Below are 17,944 nucleotides of genomic sequence, written 5' to 3' on the forward strand. Positions count from 1 at the left end.
ATCTTCCAAAATCACTTGTAGCATGAACCCACGTTATGCAAAGGCTATGCTATTGCTATGCCTTTTTGCAACCCACAGCAGCGCCCTTGCCGCGCGCCCGCCATTACCCAGTGTATGGCAACAAGTAAATCTAACAGTTAAAGGAAAGGTAAAAGACATCAACGGTAACCCGCTGCCGGGGGTTACGGTATTGGTGAAAGACTCAAAGAAAGGTGCTACTACCGATGAAAAAGGAAATTATACACTAACCGATGTTAAAAAAGATGCGGTACTCGTATTCCAATACATCGGCTTTGATGCACAGGAGCTGAAAGTGGAGGGCAAAAATTCCCTGAATGTAGTATTAAAGGAAAACCAGAAAACCCTGGATGAGTATGTAGTAGTAGGTTACGGTACCCAGAAGAAAGTTACCAAAACCGGCGCAGTATCATCTGTAAAAGGCGCCGAGTTACAGCAGTCACCTAACGTTAATATCTCTAATTCGCTTGTTGGACGTATTCCCGGCATTATTGCCGTTAACAACAGTGGTGAGCCCGGCTACGACGGCTCCCGTATTTTTATCCGTGGCCGCAGTACTTTAGGTAACAGTAACCCGCTGGTGGTGATCGATGGTTTTCCGCGCGATGGCTTTGAGCGCATGAACCCCAACGACATCGAAAGTGTTTCCATCCTGAAAGACGCCGCCGCGGCCATTTATGGTTCCCGTGCTGCCAACGGCGTTATTCTTGTTACCACCAAACGTGGTAAGGGCGGTAAACCTACGCTGAGCTACGGCTTTAACCAGTCGTTTGTAACACCCACCAGGCTGCCTGAAATGGCGGATGCGCCTACGTATGCCAAAGTGGTGAACGAGATTTTAAAGTATGGTGGAGATGCGCCGAAGTATACAGATGAACAAATCAAGAAATTTGGAGATGGCTCCGATCCGTGGTTGTATCCTAACACCAACTGGTATGACGCCGCGATTAAAAAGTATTCCCTGCAAAACAGGCACGACCTGTCGCTGAGCGGGGGAACAGAAAAAATGTCGTATTTCGTTTCCCTGGGTTCCTTATTCCAGGATGGTATTTACAAGAACAGCGCTACCAACTACAAACAACAAAACGTTAGGGCTAACCTGGATGCGGTAGTGAGCGATTACATCCGCTTACGGTTCGACCTGGCAGGGCGCCTGGAAAACAGGAACTTCCCTCCCCGCAGCGCCGGTTCCATTTTCAGATCGCTGATGCGCGGCCGCCCTACGGAAAATGCCATCTGGCCAAATGGTTTGCCAGGCCCCGATATTGAATACGGCGATAACCCTGTTGTTACAGGAACAAATGCAATCGGTTACACCAATGATAAGAACTATGTGATCAACACCAATATGTCGGCCGTAGTAAATATCCCCGGAGTGGAAGGATTATTTGTAGATGGTAGCTTTGCCTACGATCAGAATTTTGACTTCTTCAAATCTTATATCAAACCCTGGACCTTATACACGCTGGCAGATGCAAATGATCCTACGCATAAGCTGAATGCAGGTTCCAGGGGAGTAAGCGCTCCCGAACTAACAGAACAGTTCAGTACATTAAGACAGATCACCGTCAACTTCAAATTAAACTATGTGCGTTCTTTCGGCAAGCATAATCTCAGCAGCTTCATAGCTTTTGAGCAAGCTACCCTGAAGAACGACGGCTTCTCTGCCAACCGCAGGTACTTTATCAGCGATAAGCTGGATCAGCTGAATCTTGGTGGAGATAAAGAAAAGAACAACTCCGGAAGCGGGTTTGAATATGCCCGTCGAAACTACTTCGGACGCGTTTCTTACAACTACAGGGAAACCTATCTGTTTGATTTCAATATGCGTTACGACGGTTCCCAGAATTTCCCTGAAGGCCGCCGCATGGGGCTGTTTCCCGGTGCTTCCGCAGGATGGGTGCTATCTAACGAAGCATTCTGGAAGAAAAGCATCCGCACGCTTGATTATTTCAAAGTGCGCGCTTCCTGGGGACAGATGGGTAACGACCAGATTGATCCGTTCCAATACCTGAGCACTTACGGCTTCAGCGCAGGCGGTGTAATGCTGGGCGGCGATCTTAATAAAGGTCTTTACCAGCTGAGATCACCCAACGAAGCGATCACCTGGGAAGTAGCCAATAACTACGACTTTGGTATCGAGGCAAAAATACTGGGAGATAAACTGGCTTTTGAAGGAGATTATTTCCTCACCAAAAGATCCAACATCCTGGCCAGCCGTAGCCAGTCGATGCCCGGTTACACCGGAATGACGCTGCCCCAGGAAAACATCGCCAGGGTGGAGAATAAAGGCTTCGAACTGGTACTAACCCACAAAAACGACATCAAAAAATTCCATTATGAAATCATAGGTACTGTTACTCATGCAGAAAACAAAGTGCTGTTCTTTGATGAAACCCCGAATCTGCCGGCATATCAGCAGGCAACAGGTAAACAGATAGGCGCACCGCTTTATTACGAGGCAATCGGTATTTACAAAACACAGGAGGAAGTAGATAAAAGCCCGCATGTGGGCGGCGCCAGGGCCGGCGATATTATTTTCCTCGACAAGAACGGCGACGGCGCCATTGATGACCTGGACCGTGTTCGTATGGACCGTACTGAAAATCCAACCTGGATCTTTGGTTTAACCATGACCGCCAAGTTCAAAAACTTCGACTTCACCATGTTATGGCAGGGCGCTACCGGCGCCAGCCAATACCTGCGTACGGAATCAGGGCTGATCGGTAACTTCCCCATGGCTTACGTAAAAGACCGCTGGACAGAAGATAATATCAACGGATCATGGCCAAGAGCGTACGACCGTGACCGTGAGTACTGGGTGAACCGCCAGAATACCTTCTGGTATTGGAACACCAACTATGTCCGTTTAAAAACCCTGGATCTCGGGTACAATATCCCTTCCAGACTCTGCAAGCGCATTGGGTTACAAAACCTCAGGGTATATGTAAGTGGCCAGAACCTGGTGACCATCGACAATGTAAAGATTTTTGACCCCGAAGCGCCCAGTGGAAGCGGACAGTTCTATCCGCAAACCAAGATTTACAACGTGGGATTAAACGTAACCTTTTAATTAATGTGCCATGAAGAAATTAACCATCATCAGATATATAGCGGGAGCCTTTTTGTTATGTGCGGTGACTGCCGGTTGTAATAAAGACTTTCTTGAAAAGAAACCGCTTACTGAATATGAAGAAACAGATGTGTGGAAAGATGTGGGCCTGGTGCAGGCATTTGTGAACGATCTGTACGTTCAGATGCGCCCCGGATTCCTCGAAGTAATGCTTTCCTCCATGACAGATGAAAGCCGCTTTATCCATGATTACAACACCTCCAGGGTAGTACAGGGAAATGCCTCTGCCGACGACGTAGGCGCTATTAATGATTTCGCCAGGTGGGACCTGCATTACAAGGCTATCCGCAACTGTAACATGTTCCTCGAAAAAATTGCAGATGTACCTATTACAGATGAAAACCTGCGTACCCGCATGACCGGCGAAGTGCATTTTATGCGCGCCTGGTACTATCATATGCTGGTGCGTTACTATGGCGGGGTTCCTTTAATCACCAAAACTTTTAATATTAAGGGAGATGAACAGGAGATATTAAGTGTGAAGAGAGCCACTTTTGATGAATGCATCAAATTCATTGCCGCAGAATGCGACCTGGCGGCACAGCAACTGCCGGCTTCCTACGAAGCAGCAGCCGGCAAAGGAAGGGTTACCAAAGGCGCTGCACTGGCATTGAAATCGCGGATACTGCTTTTCGCCGCCAGCGATTTGTTCAATGACGCGAAAGTGCCGAATGATTTAATGGGTTATAAATCCGGTTCCCAGAAAGACCGCTACAAACTGGCTATGGACGCCGCAAAAGTGGTGATGGATCTGAACACTTACAGTCTTTATCAACCCGCTGCCAATCCAACCGACAATTACACCCGTGTGTTCCTGGATAAGGATAACCCGGAATTGATTTTTGTTAAACAGTATGACAAGGCGCTGCTCGGAACTTCGCACGACCTGTACAACGGGCCTAACGGTTATCATAACTGGGGTGGCAATGTGCCCATAGAAAATTTTGTGACCGGCTACCAGATGAAAGACGGCACGGCTTTTTCCTGGAGTAATGCCGCACAGGCAAAGGCGCCCTATGAAAACCGTGATCCGCGCTTTTACGCTACCATCCTGTACGATGGCGCGAAGTGGAAACCCCGCCCTTCAGATGCGGCGAAAGTAGACCCGGTGGGGGTGATTCAAACCGGTAAATATGAAGCGCCTAACGGAAAGGACAGCGTATGGGGACTCGACACGCGCAACAGTGTAATTGAAAACTGGAATGGTACTTATTCCGGTTACTACCTGCGTAAGTTCATGGACAAAAACCTGGATGCCCAGTTCTTTCGTGGCGACCAGAACTGGATCTTTCTACGTTATGCAGAAATATTGCTGAACTATGCCGAAGCTGCCATGGGTTACGGCGATGAAGCCGGCGGACGTACAGTGTTGAACCAGGTGCGCCAGCGTGCCGGTATGCCGGCCACAACAGCTTCCGGCGCCGATTTGTGGGCAGTATTGAAATACGAAAGACGGTATGAGCTGGCTTTTGAGGAGCATCGCTTTTTTGATGCCCGCCGCTGGAGAGATGCAGAAACTGTTTTCAATGAAAATGCCAAAGGCATTGAAGTATTGGGATCGCAAATTGCGGGACATCCTTTTGTATACCATGTATACAGCATCCAGGACCGGAAGTTCAATAAGGCGAAGAACTACCTGTTGCCGCTGCCTGCCAATGAAATCAGGAAGAACAGTAACCTGAAGCAACAGGAAGATTACAAGTAACGGGATTCATACACTAGCTTTTCATAAAAAGAAATGCCGCGAGATCATCGCGGCATTTCTTTTTATAAAGAAGAGATTATTATTTATACGCCCAGTGACCAGCCATCGCGGTAAGTGCGCTTCACGAACTGGTTAGCTTCGTCGAAGTTGGTAATCTTCATATTGTTACCATCCCACAGCAGTTTGATATAACGGCCGGGGTAGTCGAAGCCTTTACCATTTGCTTTCGCCTTACGGATATCGAAGCTACGGATAGCCAGGTTAGCCATGAGGATGGTTTCTGTAAGCGGACCGGCAATATCGAACGGAGAGCTCAGTGCTTTCTGTTGTTTGCTGCCATAGCCGGCAATAGCGGCATTTACCCATTGTACATAGTGTCCTTCCGGCACACGAGCAATTGTTTGCGGCACTTTGGCTTCGTTGGTGCGGGAAGTAGGCAGCAGCTTAGGATACATACCATAAGTGCCGCACATCATTTTACCTTTATCACCAATAAACAGCGCGCCGTTACCACCGTCGCCCATTGTTTCGTTGGGTCCCAGTTCTTCCGGGCGCTCCGGCTGTATACCACCATCCATCCAGTGGAGGGTTACTTCTTTTCCGTTCTTACCAGGGAATTTCATGATTACATGGGAAGAAGGAGGGCAGCTTTCAGGGAAGTATCCGCGGGTAAATTCTCCTACATATACGCTACCTACGCTGCATTCTACGGAAGTAGGGTAGCCCAGGCCCAATACACGGAAAGGAGGTTCAATGATATGACAGCCCATATCGCCGATAGCGCCGGTTCCATAATCCCACCAGCCGCGCCAGTTGAATGGTACCAGGTTATCCACGTAGTCTTTTTTGGGAGCAGTACCTAACCACAGATCCCAGTCCAGTTCCTGCGGAATATCCTGACGGGTGGTTGGCCAGGGAATACCCTGCGGCCATACGGGACGGTCGGTCCAGCAGTAGATGGTATGTACATCGCCAACGAGACCGGCATTGTACCATTCCATCAGCTGGCGAACGCCATCGCCGGAAGAGCCCTGGTTACCCATCTGGCTTACCACTTTGTATTTGTTGGCGCCCTGTGTGAGCATACGGGCTTCGTAGATGTCGTGGGTGAGCGGTTTCTGTACGTATACATCCTTTTTCAGCTGCATGGCGCCCATTGCTGCAACGGCATGTGTATGATCCGGTGTGGATACGGAAACGGCATCAAAGTTTTTGTGTTCCTTGTCAAACATCTCGCGGAAGTCGGTGTAGAACTTCGCCTTAGGGAATTTCTTTACGGCTTCGGCTGCACGACGTTTATCCACATCACACAGGAAAGTAATATCAGCAGGGCCTTTGGCAAATTCAGATATATCGCTGAAGCCTTTGCCGCCTACACCAATACCTGCTACCCGCAGGCGATCGCTTGGCGCTACATAGCCTCTGCCTAATACGTGGCGTGGAACTATCATGAAACCGGCAGCTGCCAGCGCTCCGTTTCTAAGGAATGATCTGCGGGAAACGCTGTTTTCTCCCTCATTCTTTTTTTCTGGAATCATTTGATGTGAAGTTTTCTGGATTTAAATTATGAAATAGCGAGTTAGTTCGTTAGTCCCAGGTCATCAGCTTGCCCCTGTCTTCGATTTTCAGGCAGGTAGCCAGTGTTTTTTCATCATAGGCATAGCCGTACTGTTTCAGCACATCTGCCGGAACGCCGTCCCATTCGTTGGGCGTATTGCCAACATAGCTCAGGTCCTTGATGCCCATTTTGCTGGTGAAAAAGCCTGTAGCGGTAAGATTGCGCATCCGGTTGAAAAAGGCAACGCCCTGGCTGTTTTCCGGGGTTGCTTTTTCCGGGTAGGCAATCAGGTCTACCACTTCAATGCGTTGTGCTGCACTGCTTTCTGCAAATGATTTATTATACCGTTTGGCGCATTGCATATCCAGCCAGCGCAACCCGCCCCGCATAGGCAGCTGGTGTTCCGGTATATCCTTTACAATAAATTCAATGAACTCCGGTACTTTGGCGTCGGAGGCGCTGCCGGAATGTTCATCTGCCGGGATAATGATATCCGCCAGGATGGTGATGGTTTTCATTTCGGCGTCGGTAAAGAACTTTTGGTCCGTTAATGTTTTATCCCGCAGCACTTCTTCCGGGGTACGGCCATAGCCGGCTGTTTTCACATTGGGATGATCATTTTTATCAGCCGTTGTTTTGTTATCGCCACAACTGGTGGCAGATAAAATGGTACCAACTGATAATGTTCCCAGTGCCAGTGCTTTCAGTGATTCTCTTCTATCCATGAAAAAAAATATAAGATTAGAGATTCTGTTTTTTCAATTGATCCACGATATATTCGGACGCCCGCATAGACAGTGCAAGGATGGTCCAGGTAGGGTTCTTATCTGCCTGTGATACAAATGCGCCTCCATCTACAACGAAAAGATTTTTCACTTCGTGTGCCTGGTTGAATTTGTTCAGTACAGATTTCCGTGGATCGTCGCCCATACGGGTGGTCCCTACTTCGTGGATAATGCGGCCCGGGTTTTCCAGTCCGTATTTGGTATCGGCTCCGGGCTTTGTACCGAAGGCAATGCCGCCCATTTCATGAATGATCTCTTCAAAGGTATCCTGCATGTGTTTGGCCTGGTTGACCTCGTGATCGCTCCAGGTGTAATTGAAACGGAGTACAGGAATCCCGAATTTATCTACCACGTTCGGATCTATCTCACAGTAGTTATCTTCCCGTGCAATACATTCGCCCCTGCCGGCAAAGCCGATCTGGGAGCCGTAAAAGCGGCGGTAATCATCTTTCAGCGAGGCGCCGTAGCCGCCGGCGGTTTTGGTTTGGCCATCGCGGCCGGGTACCCTGCCGTTCATGTTTTCCATACCAAAGCCGAAACCATAACCGGGCATATGCATACCTCCTCCAAATTCAATATGATAGCCGCGGGCAAAGTTCAGTTTTTTGTTATCGCCCCACCAGGGAACATACATGTGCATGCCGCCTACGCCATCTTCATTATACCGTTTACGGTCCATCAGATGTGGAAGGAAACCACCTCTTGAAGAACCGGTAGAATCGTGCAGGTATTTACCTACAACACCGCTGGAGTTGGCCAGTCCGTTCGGATGTTTGGCTGATTTTGAGTTCAGCAGCAAACGCGCCGATTCGCAGGCGCTGGCGGCCAGCACTACCACACGGGCGTTAACGGAATATTCCTGGAGGTCTGTTTTATCTACGTAAGCTACACCAGTGGCCTTTCCGCTGTTGTCTGTAAGCACTTCCCGCACCATGGCGTTGGTATACAGGTCTACATGCCCGCTTTTCATGGCTGGTTTCACCAGCACGGAAGAGGCGGAGAAGTCGCCGTATACGGTACATCCGCGGTTACACTGGCTGCAGAAGAAACATGGGCTGCGGTCTTTATTAACCGAGCGGGTTAATATCGACAGGCGGGCGGGTATAACGGGAATGCCTAAACGGTCCCCGGCTTTTTTCACCATCAGTTCATGTAACCTGGGTTTGGGAGGAGGGAGGAAGAAGCCATCCGGTTCGTTGGGCAGGTTTTCCCGGGTGCCGAATACGCCGATCATTTTATCTACACGGTCGTAAAAAGGCGCTACCTCTTCGTACGTAAGTGGCCAGTCGTCGCCGAGGCCATCGTAACTTTTGTGTTTGAAGTCGCGGGGGCCAAATCGCAGTGAAATGCGACCCCAGTGGTTAGTTCGTCCGCCTAACATACGGGAGCGGAACCAATCGAATTGAGTTCCGTTCTTTTTTGTGTAAGGTTCACCATTAAGTTCCCATCCGCCGTAGGATGCGTCAAAATCACCGAAAGGGCGGGTGGTACTGGCTCCTCTTCTGGGTGATTCATATGACCATTTCAGCTGTGTAGCCTGCTCCGGGTCGGCCGGGTCGTATTTAGGACCTGCTTCCAGAAGAGCTACTTTCAGGCCTGCATCCGACAGGATTTTTGCAGCCATGCCTCCTCCGGCGCCGGAACCAACAATACAAACGTCATAAACCTTCCCTTGTTTTTTGATTTCGAAAGCCATTTGCGTGGATATTTTAGACTTTTTAGAAGAACACCGGTTTTAAATCTATAAATTAAATGCGGAAAAAGAACGGTTTTTTTTATGAGCGATCATACAGCGTATATTATTGGTGTAGATATCGGCACCAGCAGTACAAAATCGATTGTGCAAGGAATGGATGGTAAAATCCAGGCAGTGTTTCAACAGGCATATGTAACCAGTCATCCACAGCCTGGTTACAGTGAGCAAGTGCCCGGGGTGATTCTGGAGGCGGTGATGACCGGCATCCGTGAGGCGGCAACCAGGATGGGGTATGCGCCGGCGGCTGTTTCGTTCAGCAGCGCCATGCATAGCATAATGGCCATAGGCGCGGATGGGGAGGAGCTAACTCCGTTGATCATCTGGGCAGATAACCGCAGTGAATCCAATGCACTGGCCTTGCGGGATACGCCTGAAGGCCAGCTGATTTACCGGCAAACAGGCACCCCGGTACATGCCATGTCGCCCCTGTGCAAAATTATGTGGCTGCGGGAGCAGGAGCCGGTTGTTTTTGCCGCTACGGCTATGTTACCGGGCATTAAGGAATACATCTTTCATCATTTCTTTGGCAGCTGGCTAACGGATCATTCTGTGGCATCGGCTACCGGATTGTTTGATATTCATACACTTAGCTGGAACGATACGGCGCTGAAAGTGGCTGGTATCACTGCGGCACAGCTGCCCCGGCCGGTGCCCGCCAACCATATGGTTAAGGGCTTATTGCCGTCAATAGCGGAAACGCTGGGTATCCCGGCCAATACTCCCTTTATGATAGGTGGCAGCGACGGCTGCCTGGCCCAGCTGGGCAGCGGTGCGCTGGATCCGGGGCATGCCACGCTTACCATTGGCACCAGCGGCGCCGTAAGGATGGCAGGGACCCGGCCACTCACGGATGCTGCCGGCCGGCTTTTCACCTACCTGCTTACAGATGATATTTACATTACCGGCGGAGCCTCCAACAATGGAGGCGTGGTACTGCAATGGCTGGTGAGGGATTTCCTGCAGCAGCCGCTGAGCGCGCTCAACGGGCTTGTGGAAGCTGCATTGGTAACCGATCCGGGCAAATTGCTTTGTTTGCCGTACCTGCTGGGAGAAAGGGCGCCGGTATGGAATAGTCATGCGAGCGCCGCTTTCATTGGCATTCAACCCCAGCATACACCGGCGCATTTTACCCGGGCAGTACTGGAAGGGGTTTGTTTTGCGCTCCTGAGCATTAAAGAGGCGCTTGCAGAAACTGCGGGGCCTGTACAAAAGATCTCCGTAAGCGGGGGCTTTACCAACTCACCCGGCTGGATCCAGTTGCTGGCCGACATTTTTGGCCAGGAAATGCACCTGCAGCAGGAAAGCGACGCTTCCGCACTTGGCGCTATACTGTTGGCAGCCAGGGAGTTAGGGTGGCCGGAGCGGGAGGAACAACAGGCGCAAACGGTTTTTACCCCGGATGCTTCCAGGTTTGAAGGATATAGACGGAAGTATGGGATGTTCCGGAAGCTGTACCAGCAGATAGAGGAAAGCCTTACTGCGGGAGGATGCTAAAAAATCCGCACATTACATCCACCTGCATTATCAAACAAATGGCGTTTTAAAATTTAAAGACAAATTAGTTTACCGGTCAATTGGATATTCGGGATACTGTTGGGAGTTTTTATGTTAACGGAAAAGCAGCCTTTACCCGACTTTATGGCAGTGAGGAGTCAATTCGCGCTCACATACCGGCTGGCGGCAACCAGTTTCCCTTTTTATGCGGGCATATGCGTGCTGGCGGGCGTTATTCTTCTGACAAAGGATAACAAGGATCAAACAAATAGACCGGTTGATGAAGGTACCGGAATACTCCTGACTGGCTAAGCAGTTGGTTGGTGCATATATAGCACTTGCCTTACAGTAGCATATATCCTGCTGAGAAAGAAGACTTAATGCGGAGAGGAGGTGGACTTGATCTGAAGATGGTCTGCAGTAGCGGGTTTGGGGGCTATTTAAAGAAAAACGTTACACCAGGGGATCCGGGGAACAGAGGAAGGCTAAAATCATCTAAAGTCCCTGCCATGGTGGGATTCGGGGAAACAAGGAAGATTAACCTTCTTTGTTTCCCCGCAATTTTTGTACCCTATCATCAGTTCCCGCGTTCAAACATGCGCGCGAGATCTGTGAGTTTGAATGATATGAAGGTGAATTTGCCGCCTGGCGCTACATTTGGCATGCTGCAGGCAAACAGTTCATCGATGATATTCTGCATTTCGCGGGCAGCCAGTATTTTGCCGGCGGGGATGGCATTATTACGGGCCATGGCGCGGATCAGTTGCTCGCGGGTATTTACTTTCAGTTCGTGGCTGAAGTTTTTGAATTGTTCCAGCAGGTTCTGGATGGTGGCATGGTCGTTACCGTTCTGTATGTCGGCGGGGGTACCGCGAACAATGAAGGTATTGTTGCCAAATGGTTCCAGGTCGTAGCCCAGTGTCTGGAGGTCGCCGAGCATTTCGCTGATCAGGGCTGCATCTGCCGGGGGCAGTTGCAGGGTTTGGGGGAAAAGGCTTTGCTGGGTAGCCATTGGGGCTTCCTGTAAGGCACGCTGGTAGCGTTCATAAAGGATCCTTTCATGGGCGGCCTGCTGATCTATCAATATAAATCCTGATTTTATCTGCGACAGGATATATTGCTGATGCACCTGTACCGGCACTTTCTGATCGTTGGCAGTATCCTGCCAGCGTTCATCGATAACGGAAGCGGTGGCGTGCGGCTGGCTTTCGTAGGTTACAGCCGGCCTTGTTTCCGGTTCCGGGGCGATGGTATAGGTGCTTTGTGTGTAATTGTCGCTGTTGTTGTTTTCGTACAGATCTTTCCAGTGCTTCAGGTTGCTGCTGTTGCTGCTTTTATCGATCATGTGCGCCTGGTTGGCCTGTGTAAAAGATTTATACAGGGGGCTTTGGGTCGACTCATTTTGCTGCTGGGCGGTGAAGGGTTTGCTTACCGCATCCAGGGCCTGGATATTCGGATCGAGGTCGAAATCCAGTGTAGCAGTGATGCTGAACTGGGCCAGGGAGTGTTTTACCGCCGATTGCACAAAGGCGTACATGAGTTTTTCATCATCGAACTTGATTTCCTGTTTGGTAGGATGCACGTTAATGTCTACATGTTCGGGGTTTACGTCAATAAACAGTACGTAGAGCGGGAAGCTGTCGGCCGGGATGATATCTGCAAAAGCGTTCATCACGGCATGGTTCAGGTACGAGCTCTTAATGAAGCGGTTATTGACGAAGAAGAACTGGTCGCCCCTGGTTTTTTTGGCGGTTTCAGGTTTTCCTACAAATCCGTACACATTCATGTAGTCGGTAGTTTCCTTTACGCTTACCAGGCGGGCGTTATAATGCTGTCCGAGGATGGCAACGATGCGTTGTTTAAGCGATCCTTTGTCCAGATGGAACAGCTGTTGATTATTACTTGTTAGTGAGAACTGCAGTTGAGGGAACGACATGGCTACACGGATGAACTCGTCTACAATATGCCTCATTTCCGCCGCGTTGCTTTTCAGGAAGTTTCTGCGGGCGGGCACATTGAAGAAGAGGTTTTTCATGGCAATGCTGGTGCCTTCAGCGGTTTGACAGGGCTCTTGTTTATTTACAAAGCTGTTGTCAATTTCCACATAGGTACCTACTTCAGCGCCTTTTTTGCGGGTTTTGAGTTCCACCTGTGAAACTGCGGCAATGGAGGCGAGGGCTTCGCCCCTGAAACCCATGGTGGAGATCTGGAAGAGATCTTCTATGGATTGTATTTTGGAGGTGGCATGGCGTTCAAAGCACATCCGGGCGTCTGTTTCGCTCATACCGCCGCCGTTATCAATTACCTGCACTAATTCTTTGCCCGCATCTTTAATGATCAGTTGAATATCGGTTGCACCTGCATCCACTGCATTTTCCAGTAATTCTTTTACTGCTGATGCCGGTCTTTGGATCACTTCCCCCGCAGCTATCTGGTTCGCTATATTGTCTGGTAATAAATTGATGATATCCGCCACTTACTAGCCTTTTGCCGTAAAGTTAACAATTTATATGCAGTTGCTCATCGGTGATTATCAGACAGTTTTAAACAAAAAATTAACTGTTTTGTTAATTAGCCCCTTGATTTGCAGGAAATAACAATCCATTATGCTTGTTCATACGTAATTTATGGTAGAGGAAAAAGGATGTGGCCAACGACCCAATAGTCACAATGATAGTGTTAATGAGAAGTTAACGAATCAAAACTTTACATATGTACCTATGGAATCTAATAATTTTGAAATATCTCTATCATGGTCACCAACTGTACATACCCATAAATCGGTGAAAAAAAGAAATCAATGGAAGATGGAAAAAAGAAGGGAGACATTTACTCCCATACAGATGCCAACAAAGTAAATCTGCCAGACGAAGAATGGAGGAAAATATTGCCAACGGATGTATACCATATCGCCAGGGAAAAGGGAACAGAATGGGCTTTTACGGGAAAATACTGGAACAGCAGGGAGAACGGTACTTATTACTGTGCTGCCTGCGGGAATCCATTATTTGTTTCCGATACCAAATTTGAAAGCAGTTGTGGCTGGCCCAGTTTTTTTCAGCCGCTCACGAAGTCCAGTGTAATTTATTCCCCGGACAACAGTCATGGTATGCACAGGACAGAGGTGTTGTGCGGGCGCTGCAAATCCCACCTGGGACATGTGTTTGATGATGGTCCTCCGCCAACAGGACTTCGCTATTGTATTAATTCCGTGATCCTGGATTTTGAGAAAGCAAAGGAAGCAGACCAACATTATCAGGAAGACAATACCCCCAGCGATAAGGATAAAGAACTGGAGTAACCATATCTTCTGCCTGATAGCCAACGTGATCTGCCGGTTGACAATAAAAAGCTGTATTTTTATTATCATCAACCCCCGACAGTCATGAAAGTACTTAAAACACTCGCCTGGATCATAGGAATCATCCTGTTCATTGCAATTGTGCTGATTTTTTTTGCGCCCACTACTATGCATGTGGAGCGTTCGGTGGAAATTAATGCCCCTGCTACAATTGTATGGAATGACATTGTGAAATTCGAGAAATTTAACGGGTGGAATACCTGGAAACAGATGGATTCCACTGCGAAGTTTACTATTACAGGGGAAGATGGCTCTATTGGCGCTGTTGATTCCTGGAAAGGCAGTAAGATCGGGGAGGGAAAACTGCAGCACCTGGCGATGGACCCTTATAAATCGGTTACCCAGAAGCTTACTTTCATTACGCCGTTCGCATCGGAGTCGGATGTATTTTTCCGGTTGTCGGAAGCTGCAGGGAGAACAAAGGTTACCTGGGGATTTGATACCCATTACGACCGGCCGCAGAATGTGATGACCCTTTTTATGAAAGGGGCGCTGGAGAAAGATTTTGACCAGGGGCTTAACAACCTGAAAAGTATGGCGGAAGCGGAGGTAAGGGGGCCGGATGCTCCCAATGGCATCGATGTTACCGTAAAAGAGATGAACTTCCCGGCAACAACGTATGCGGCTGTACGAAAAACCATCCCGATGAGCAGGATCACCGACTACTACCGTACCAACCTGAGAACCATTTATAATGCGGCCAGTGCGGCCAATTTACAGCCAGGGGTGCCTTGCGGTATTTTTTTCAGCTGGGACAGGAAACTGCAAACCACGGATATGGCCGCCGCTATCCCGGTTCCGGAAGGCAGTAAACCGGCCTCCGGATACGAAATTATTACCCTGCCGGCTGCACAGGCTGCATATGCAAACTATGTAGGGCCTTACAGTAAAATAGCCAACGCGCATGTGGCCATCAGGAATTTTATAACCGATAAAGGGAAAACCATTGTTCCGCCCACTATAGAGATGTATCTGACTGATCCGGGCAAAGAAAAGGACAGTAGCAAATGGCTCACGAAGGTCATCTACTTTATGAAGTAATCATCCGGAAATAAAGAAGCAAAAACGACTGGCACGGCATTACAGGGGGAAAGTGCTATTTTCCCAATGTGCTGGCATACTTGGTTGGCTCAAATTCTATGATCTCGTAAAGGGCCAGCTGGTATTTCTCCAACGGATCTTCGCTCATGATCTCTTCTACCTCCTTACGGCTGGCTGCATTACAAAGAATAACAGCTCCCGACCGGGGCTTTCGCCTACCTGATAAGATAAACCGACCACTGTCGTAGTGTTTTTGCAGGAAGGCGGTATGCGCCTCCATGAAGTGTTCTACAGCCGCTACGGGCCGTATGTATTGTAGCATAATCAGGAACATAACGGTTTTTCTATGGTATTTAGTAATAGTTTCATAGTCAGTAGCAAAGGTATAAACTTAATCAGTATTGAAATATTGTATGCACCAGGGAAAAATGAGACATATGCGCTACAAAAATATACGTACTTTTGCACGAATGAAATACCACGATAGTGGGAATGTACTGTTTGAACCAGTGTTGCTCCGAATAATCTTTTTAATTTTTAATGTTTTTATGAAAAAATCAATTTCCAAAGTTTTGTTAGCCGCTGTAACGACAGCGGTTGTGCTGTCTTCCTGCTCCAAGACCCCTGATGAGAGCCGGTATATCCCGAAAACAGCCGGTGTGGTGGTAGATCTGAACGCGAAACAGCTAACCACCAAACTGGTGACAAACGGTATCACCATGGATAAACTGTTTGATGCCGCCCAAACTAAAGATACTGCCAACGAAATGATGAAAGCGTGGAAAGACGCAGAAAACTCCGGTATCGACCTGCAAAGCCACTTCTTTGCCTCTTTTGTATTCCAGGGCCAGCCGGCAGAAAACAAATCTTACATCAGTCTTACCGCCAGCCTGAAAGATGCCGACAAATTTGAAGCCTATCTCAAAAAGAACATCGCCAACTTCTCCCTGAAAACACAGAACGATTTCAAATATATCTGGGAAGAAAAGCAACATGCTGTAATCGGATGGAATAAATCTGCCGTTATCTATATCAGCGCAGTAAACCCGAACAACCTGGAGAAATATGCACCAGGCGGTTCTTCCGCTCCCGATTATCCTTCAGATGAAGAACCCATAACAGACAGCGCAGCAGCAGCTGTTCCTGCGGCCCTGGTTGCCACGGAAGACGATGCTGTGATAAAAAACTGGGTAGCTGAGGTAGATCATCTCTTCCACCTGAAGAAAGATGAATCTGCAGGTACTATTGAGCCATTCGCCAAGTTGCTGAAAGAAGATGCCGACGCCGGGATCTTTGTAAACCCTGAAGCTATTTATAACAGCGGACAGTTCACCATGATCCCCGCCAATGTAAAGAAGCTGATGGAAGGTTCTTTCTACACCGGTACAGTTAACTTCGAAAATGGTAAAATCGTTTTCAACGGTCATTCATACATGGGTAAAGAGCTGGCGGCCATCTACAAAAAATATGGTAAGAAAGAAATTGATATGGATATGCTGAAGAAATATCCTTCCCAGAATATTACCGGGTTTATTTCTTATGCCTTTGATTTCCGTATGATCGGCGATATTGTAAAAGCTACCGGCATGGACGGTATGGTAAACCTGATGATGGGTAAATCCGGCTTATCCATGGATGATGTGCTGAACGCATTTGAAGGCCAGTTAACCTATGTGGCTTCCGACTTCGCTATCACTAAAAAAGAATCTCCTTATTTCCCCGGCGAATTTACTGAAAAGCCAGATGCCAAATGGATCTTCAGCCTGAAAGTAGGTAACAAAGATGCATTCAATAAAGTGATGACTTCTCCTATGCTGAAAGAAGTATTCACCAGGGAAGGAGATCATTATACCGTGGTAAACCCGATGGCAGCGGCCACTATGCCGGCAATGTCCATCACAGAAAAATATGTGACACTCGGTTCCGACAGCGTTTTGCTGCAGGAATACCTGGGTGGTAAAGGACATATCAAATTACCTGATGGTATTGAAAGTAAAGTGAAAGGCAGCATGATTGGCGGTTATGTAGACCTGGAAAAAGTAACCAGCGTGCTTCCTGAAGATAAAGTAGATGAAGATGAAAAAGTAGTAGTGAAAAAAGCAAAGGATCTGCTGAAAGATGTAACCTTTGTGAGTAAAGCGGATGGTGGCGATGTGCAGCATGGAGAAGCAGTGCTGACCTTCAAAAATAGGGATCAGAACAGCCTGGTGCAGCTGATCAACCTGGGCACAGAAACCGTAAAGGTGATGCAGGCGAAGAAAGCCAAAGAGAAAGCTTACGAAGACAGCGTGTATGCAGCACCGGTAGATACCGCCGTTGCACCGCAGTAAATTATAACCTTACATGGAAAAGGGCGCCGGTATGTATCCGCTGCGCCCTTTTCTTTTGCGTAAAATATATCATTTATATTCGCTACTGTTAACAGTAAACGCCATTATGCAGATTCAGCTCAGTCAGCTTATGCCCATACCGTTGCAGGATAAACTCCGGCAAAGGTCGTCGGACATCTGGAACCAGGAGGTAACTTTCCGGCCAGGCAGTTTTGTGAAGATCAAGGCGCCGTCTGGTACGGGCAAAACCACCCTGATCCATTACCTGTATCATATCCGTTACGATTATACGGGAAAAGTGCAGGTGAACGGGCAGCCCTGGCAGGCATATAATAAAAATGAGATAGCCGCTATGCGGCAACGGGATATCAGTATTGTGTTCCAGGATCTCCGTCTTTTTGAACAGCTCAGCGCCAGGGAGAATATTTCCCTGAAACGGGTAATGGAGCCAAAGCCTTATTATCCTGCTGAAAAGATAGATGAAATGGCCGCCCGGCTCAATGTATCGCATGTGCTGGCGCAGAGCGGCAAAACCCTGTCGTACGGCGAAAGACAGCGTATCGCCATCATACGGGCGCTGATGCAGCCTTTCCGCTGGCTCCTGATGGATGAACCCTTCAGCCACCTGGATGAAGACAACACACAACGCGCCGCCGCATTGATTGCCGATGAATGTAAAGCCCGCAATGCCGGGTTCATTTTAACAGACCTGGATAATGACCAGCACTTCTCTTACGATGTGCATTATCATCTTTAATGTTAT

General features: G+C 48.4%; 12 protein-coding genes. 7 read left to right on the forward strand and 5 right to left on the reverse strand.

Translation table 11 applies throughout. The features are described 5' to 3' along the window. Nucleotides 1-22: 22 nt before the first annotated feature. Together VN105_RS19250 and VN105_RS19255 are read left to right on the forward strand one after the other, a co-directional pair. Nucleotides 23-3,091, forward strand: a complete 3,069-nt coding sequence (locus VN105_RS19250; RefSeq protein ID WP_325643202.1) for a TonB-dependent receptor — start codon at nt 23-25, stop codon at nt 3,089-3,091. Between the two features lie 10 nt (nt 3,092-3,101). Next, nucleotides 3,102-4,856, forward strand: a complete 1,755-nt coding sequence (locus tag VN105_RS19255; RefSeq protein ID WP_325643204.1) for a RagB/SusD family nutrient uptake outer membrane protein — start codon at nt 3,102-3,104, stop codon at nt 4,854-4,856. Between the two features lie 83 nt (nt 4,857-4,939). On the opposite strand, the gene VN105_RS19260 is transcribed toward VN105_RS19255, so the two are convergent. The 3 genes from VN105_RS19260 to VN105_RS19270 are packed head-to-tail and all read right to left on the reverse strand — an operon-like array spanning nt 4,940 to nt 8,895. Next, nucleotides 4,940-6,394: a Gfo/Idh/MocA family oxidoreductase gene (locus tag VN105_RS19260; RefSeq protein ID WP_325643206.1), complete on the reverse strand. Its 1,455-nt coding sequence runs from the start codon at nt 6,392-6,394 to the stop codon at nt 4,940-4,942. A gap of 49 nt (nt 6,395-6,443) precedes the next feature. After that, the gene (locus VN105_RS19265) at nt 6,444-7,139 is read right to left on the reverse strand and encodes a gluconate 2-dehydrogenase subunit 3 family protein (protein ID WP_325643207.1); all 696 of its coding nucleotides are present in this window, start codon (nt 7,137-7,139) and stop codon (nt 6,444-6,446) included. Nucleotides 7,140-7,155: 16 nt separating this feature from the next. Beyond that, the gene (locus VN105_RS19270; protein ID WP_325643209.1) at nt 7,156-8,895 is read right to left on the reverse strand and encodes a GMC family oxidoreductase; all 1,740 of its coding nucleotides are present in this window, start codon (nt 8,893-8,895) and stop codon (nt 7,156-7,158) included. An 81-nt stretch (nt 8,896-8,976) separates the two neighbouring features. Here VN105_RS19270 and VN105_RS19275 point away from each other — a divergent pair, with 81 nt between their 5' ends. Further along, nucleotides 8,977-10,449, forward strand: a complete 1,473-nt coding sequence (locus tag VN105_RS19275) for a gluconokinase (RefSeq protein ID WP_325643211.1) — start codon at nt 8,977-8,979, stop codon at nt 10,447-10,449. Between the two features lie 577 nt (nt 10,450-11,026). On the opposite strand, the gene mutL is transcribed toward VN105_RS19275, so the two are convergent. Continuing rightward, nucleotides 11,027-12,925, reverse strand: coding sequence for a DNA mismatch repair endonuclease MutL (gene mutL / locus VN105_RS19280; protein ID WP_325643212.1), 1,899 nt, complete (start codon nt 12,923-12,925; stop codon nt 11,027-11,029). A 324-nt stretch (nt 12,926-13,249) separates the two neighbouring features. On the opposite strand from mutL, the gene msrB reads away from it, so the two are divergent. Together msrB and VN105_RS19290 are read left to right on the forward strand one after the other, a co-directional pair. Further along, entirely contained in the window at nt 13,250-13,750 is a 501-nt protein-coding gene (gene msrB, locus VN105_RS19285) for a peptide-methionine (R)-S-oxide reductase MsrB (RefSeq protein WP_325643213.1), read from the forward strand. An 84-nt stretch (nt 13,751-13,834) separates the two neighbouring features. Then, nucleotides 13,835-14,851, forward strand: a complete 1,017-nt coding sequence (locus tag VN105_RS19290; RefSeq protein ID WP_325643215.1) for an SRPBCC family protein — start codon at nt 13,835-13,837, stop codon at nt 14,849-14,851. Nucleotides 14,852-14,906: 55 nt separating this feature from the next. Here the strand turns inward: VN105_RS19290 and VN105_RS19295 are convergent, their stop codons facing one another. After that, a complete protein-coding gene (locus VN105_RS19295) occupies nt 14,907-15,173 on the reverse strand; it encodes a YciI family protein (RefSeq protein WP_325643217.1) in 267 nt (88 codons plus the stop codon). 226 nt (nt 15,174-15,399) lie between these two features. On the opposite strand from VN105_RS19295, the gene VN105_RS19300 reads away from it, so the two are divergent. Both VN105_RS19300 and VN105_RS19305 read left to right on the forward strand, forming a co-directional pair. Continuing rightward, nucleotides 15,400-17,181: a DUF4836 family protein gene (locus tag VN105_RS19300; protein ID WP_325643219.1), complete on the forward strand. Its 1,782-nt coding sequence runs from the start codon at nt 15,400-15,402 to the stop codon at nt 17,179-17,181. A gap of 106 nt (nt 17,182-17,287) precedes the next feature. Next, nucleotides 17,288-17,938 carry an ATP-binding cassette domain-containing protein gene (locus VN105_RS19305; RefSeq protein WP_325643221.1) on the forward strand — a complete coding sequence of 217 codons (651 nt, stop codon included), beginning with the start codon at nt 17,288-17,290 and terminating at the stop codon, nt 17,936-17,938. The last annotated feature ends 6 nt before the right edge of the window (nt 17,939-17,944 follow it).

Origin of the sequence: Chitinophaga sp. (assembly GCF_035564935.1) — a bacterium.
Lineage (GTDB): Bacteria > Bacteroidota > Bacteroidia > Chitinophagales > Chitinophagaceae > Chitinophaga.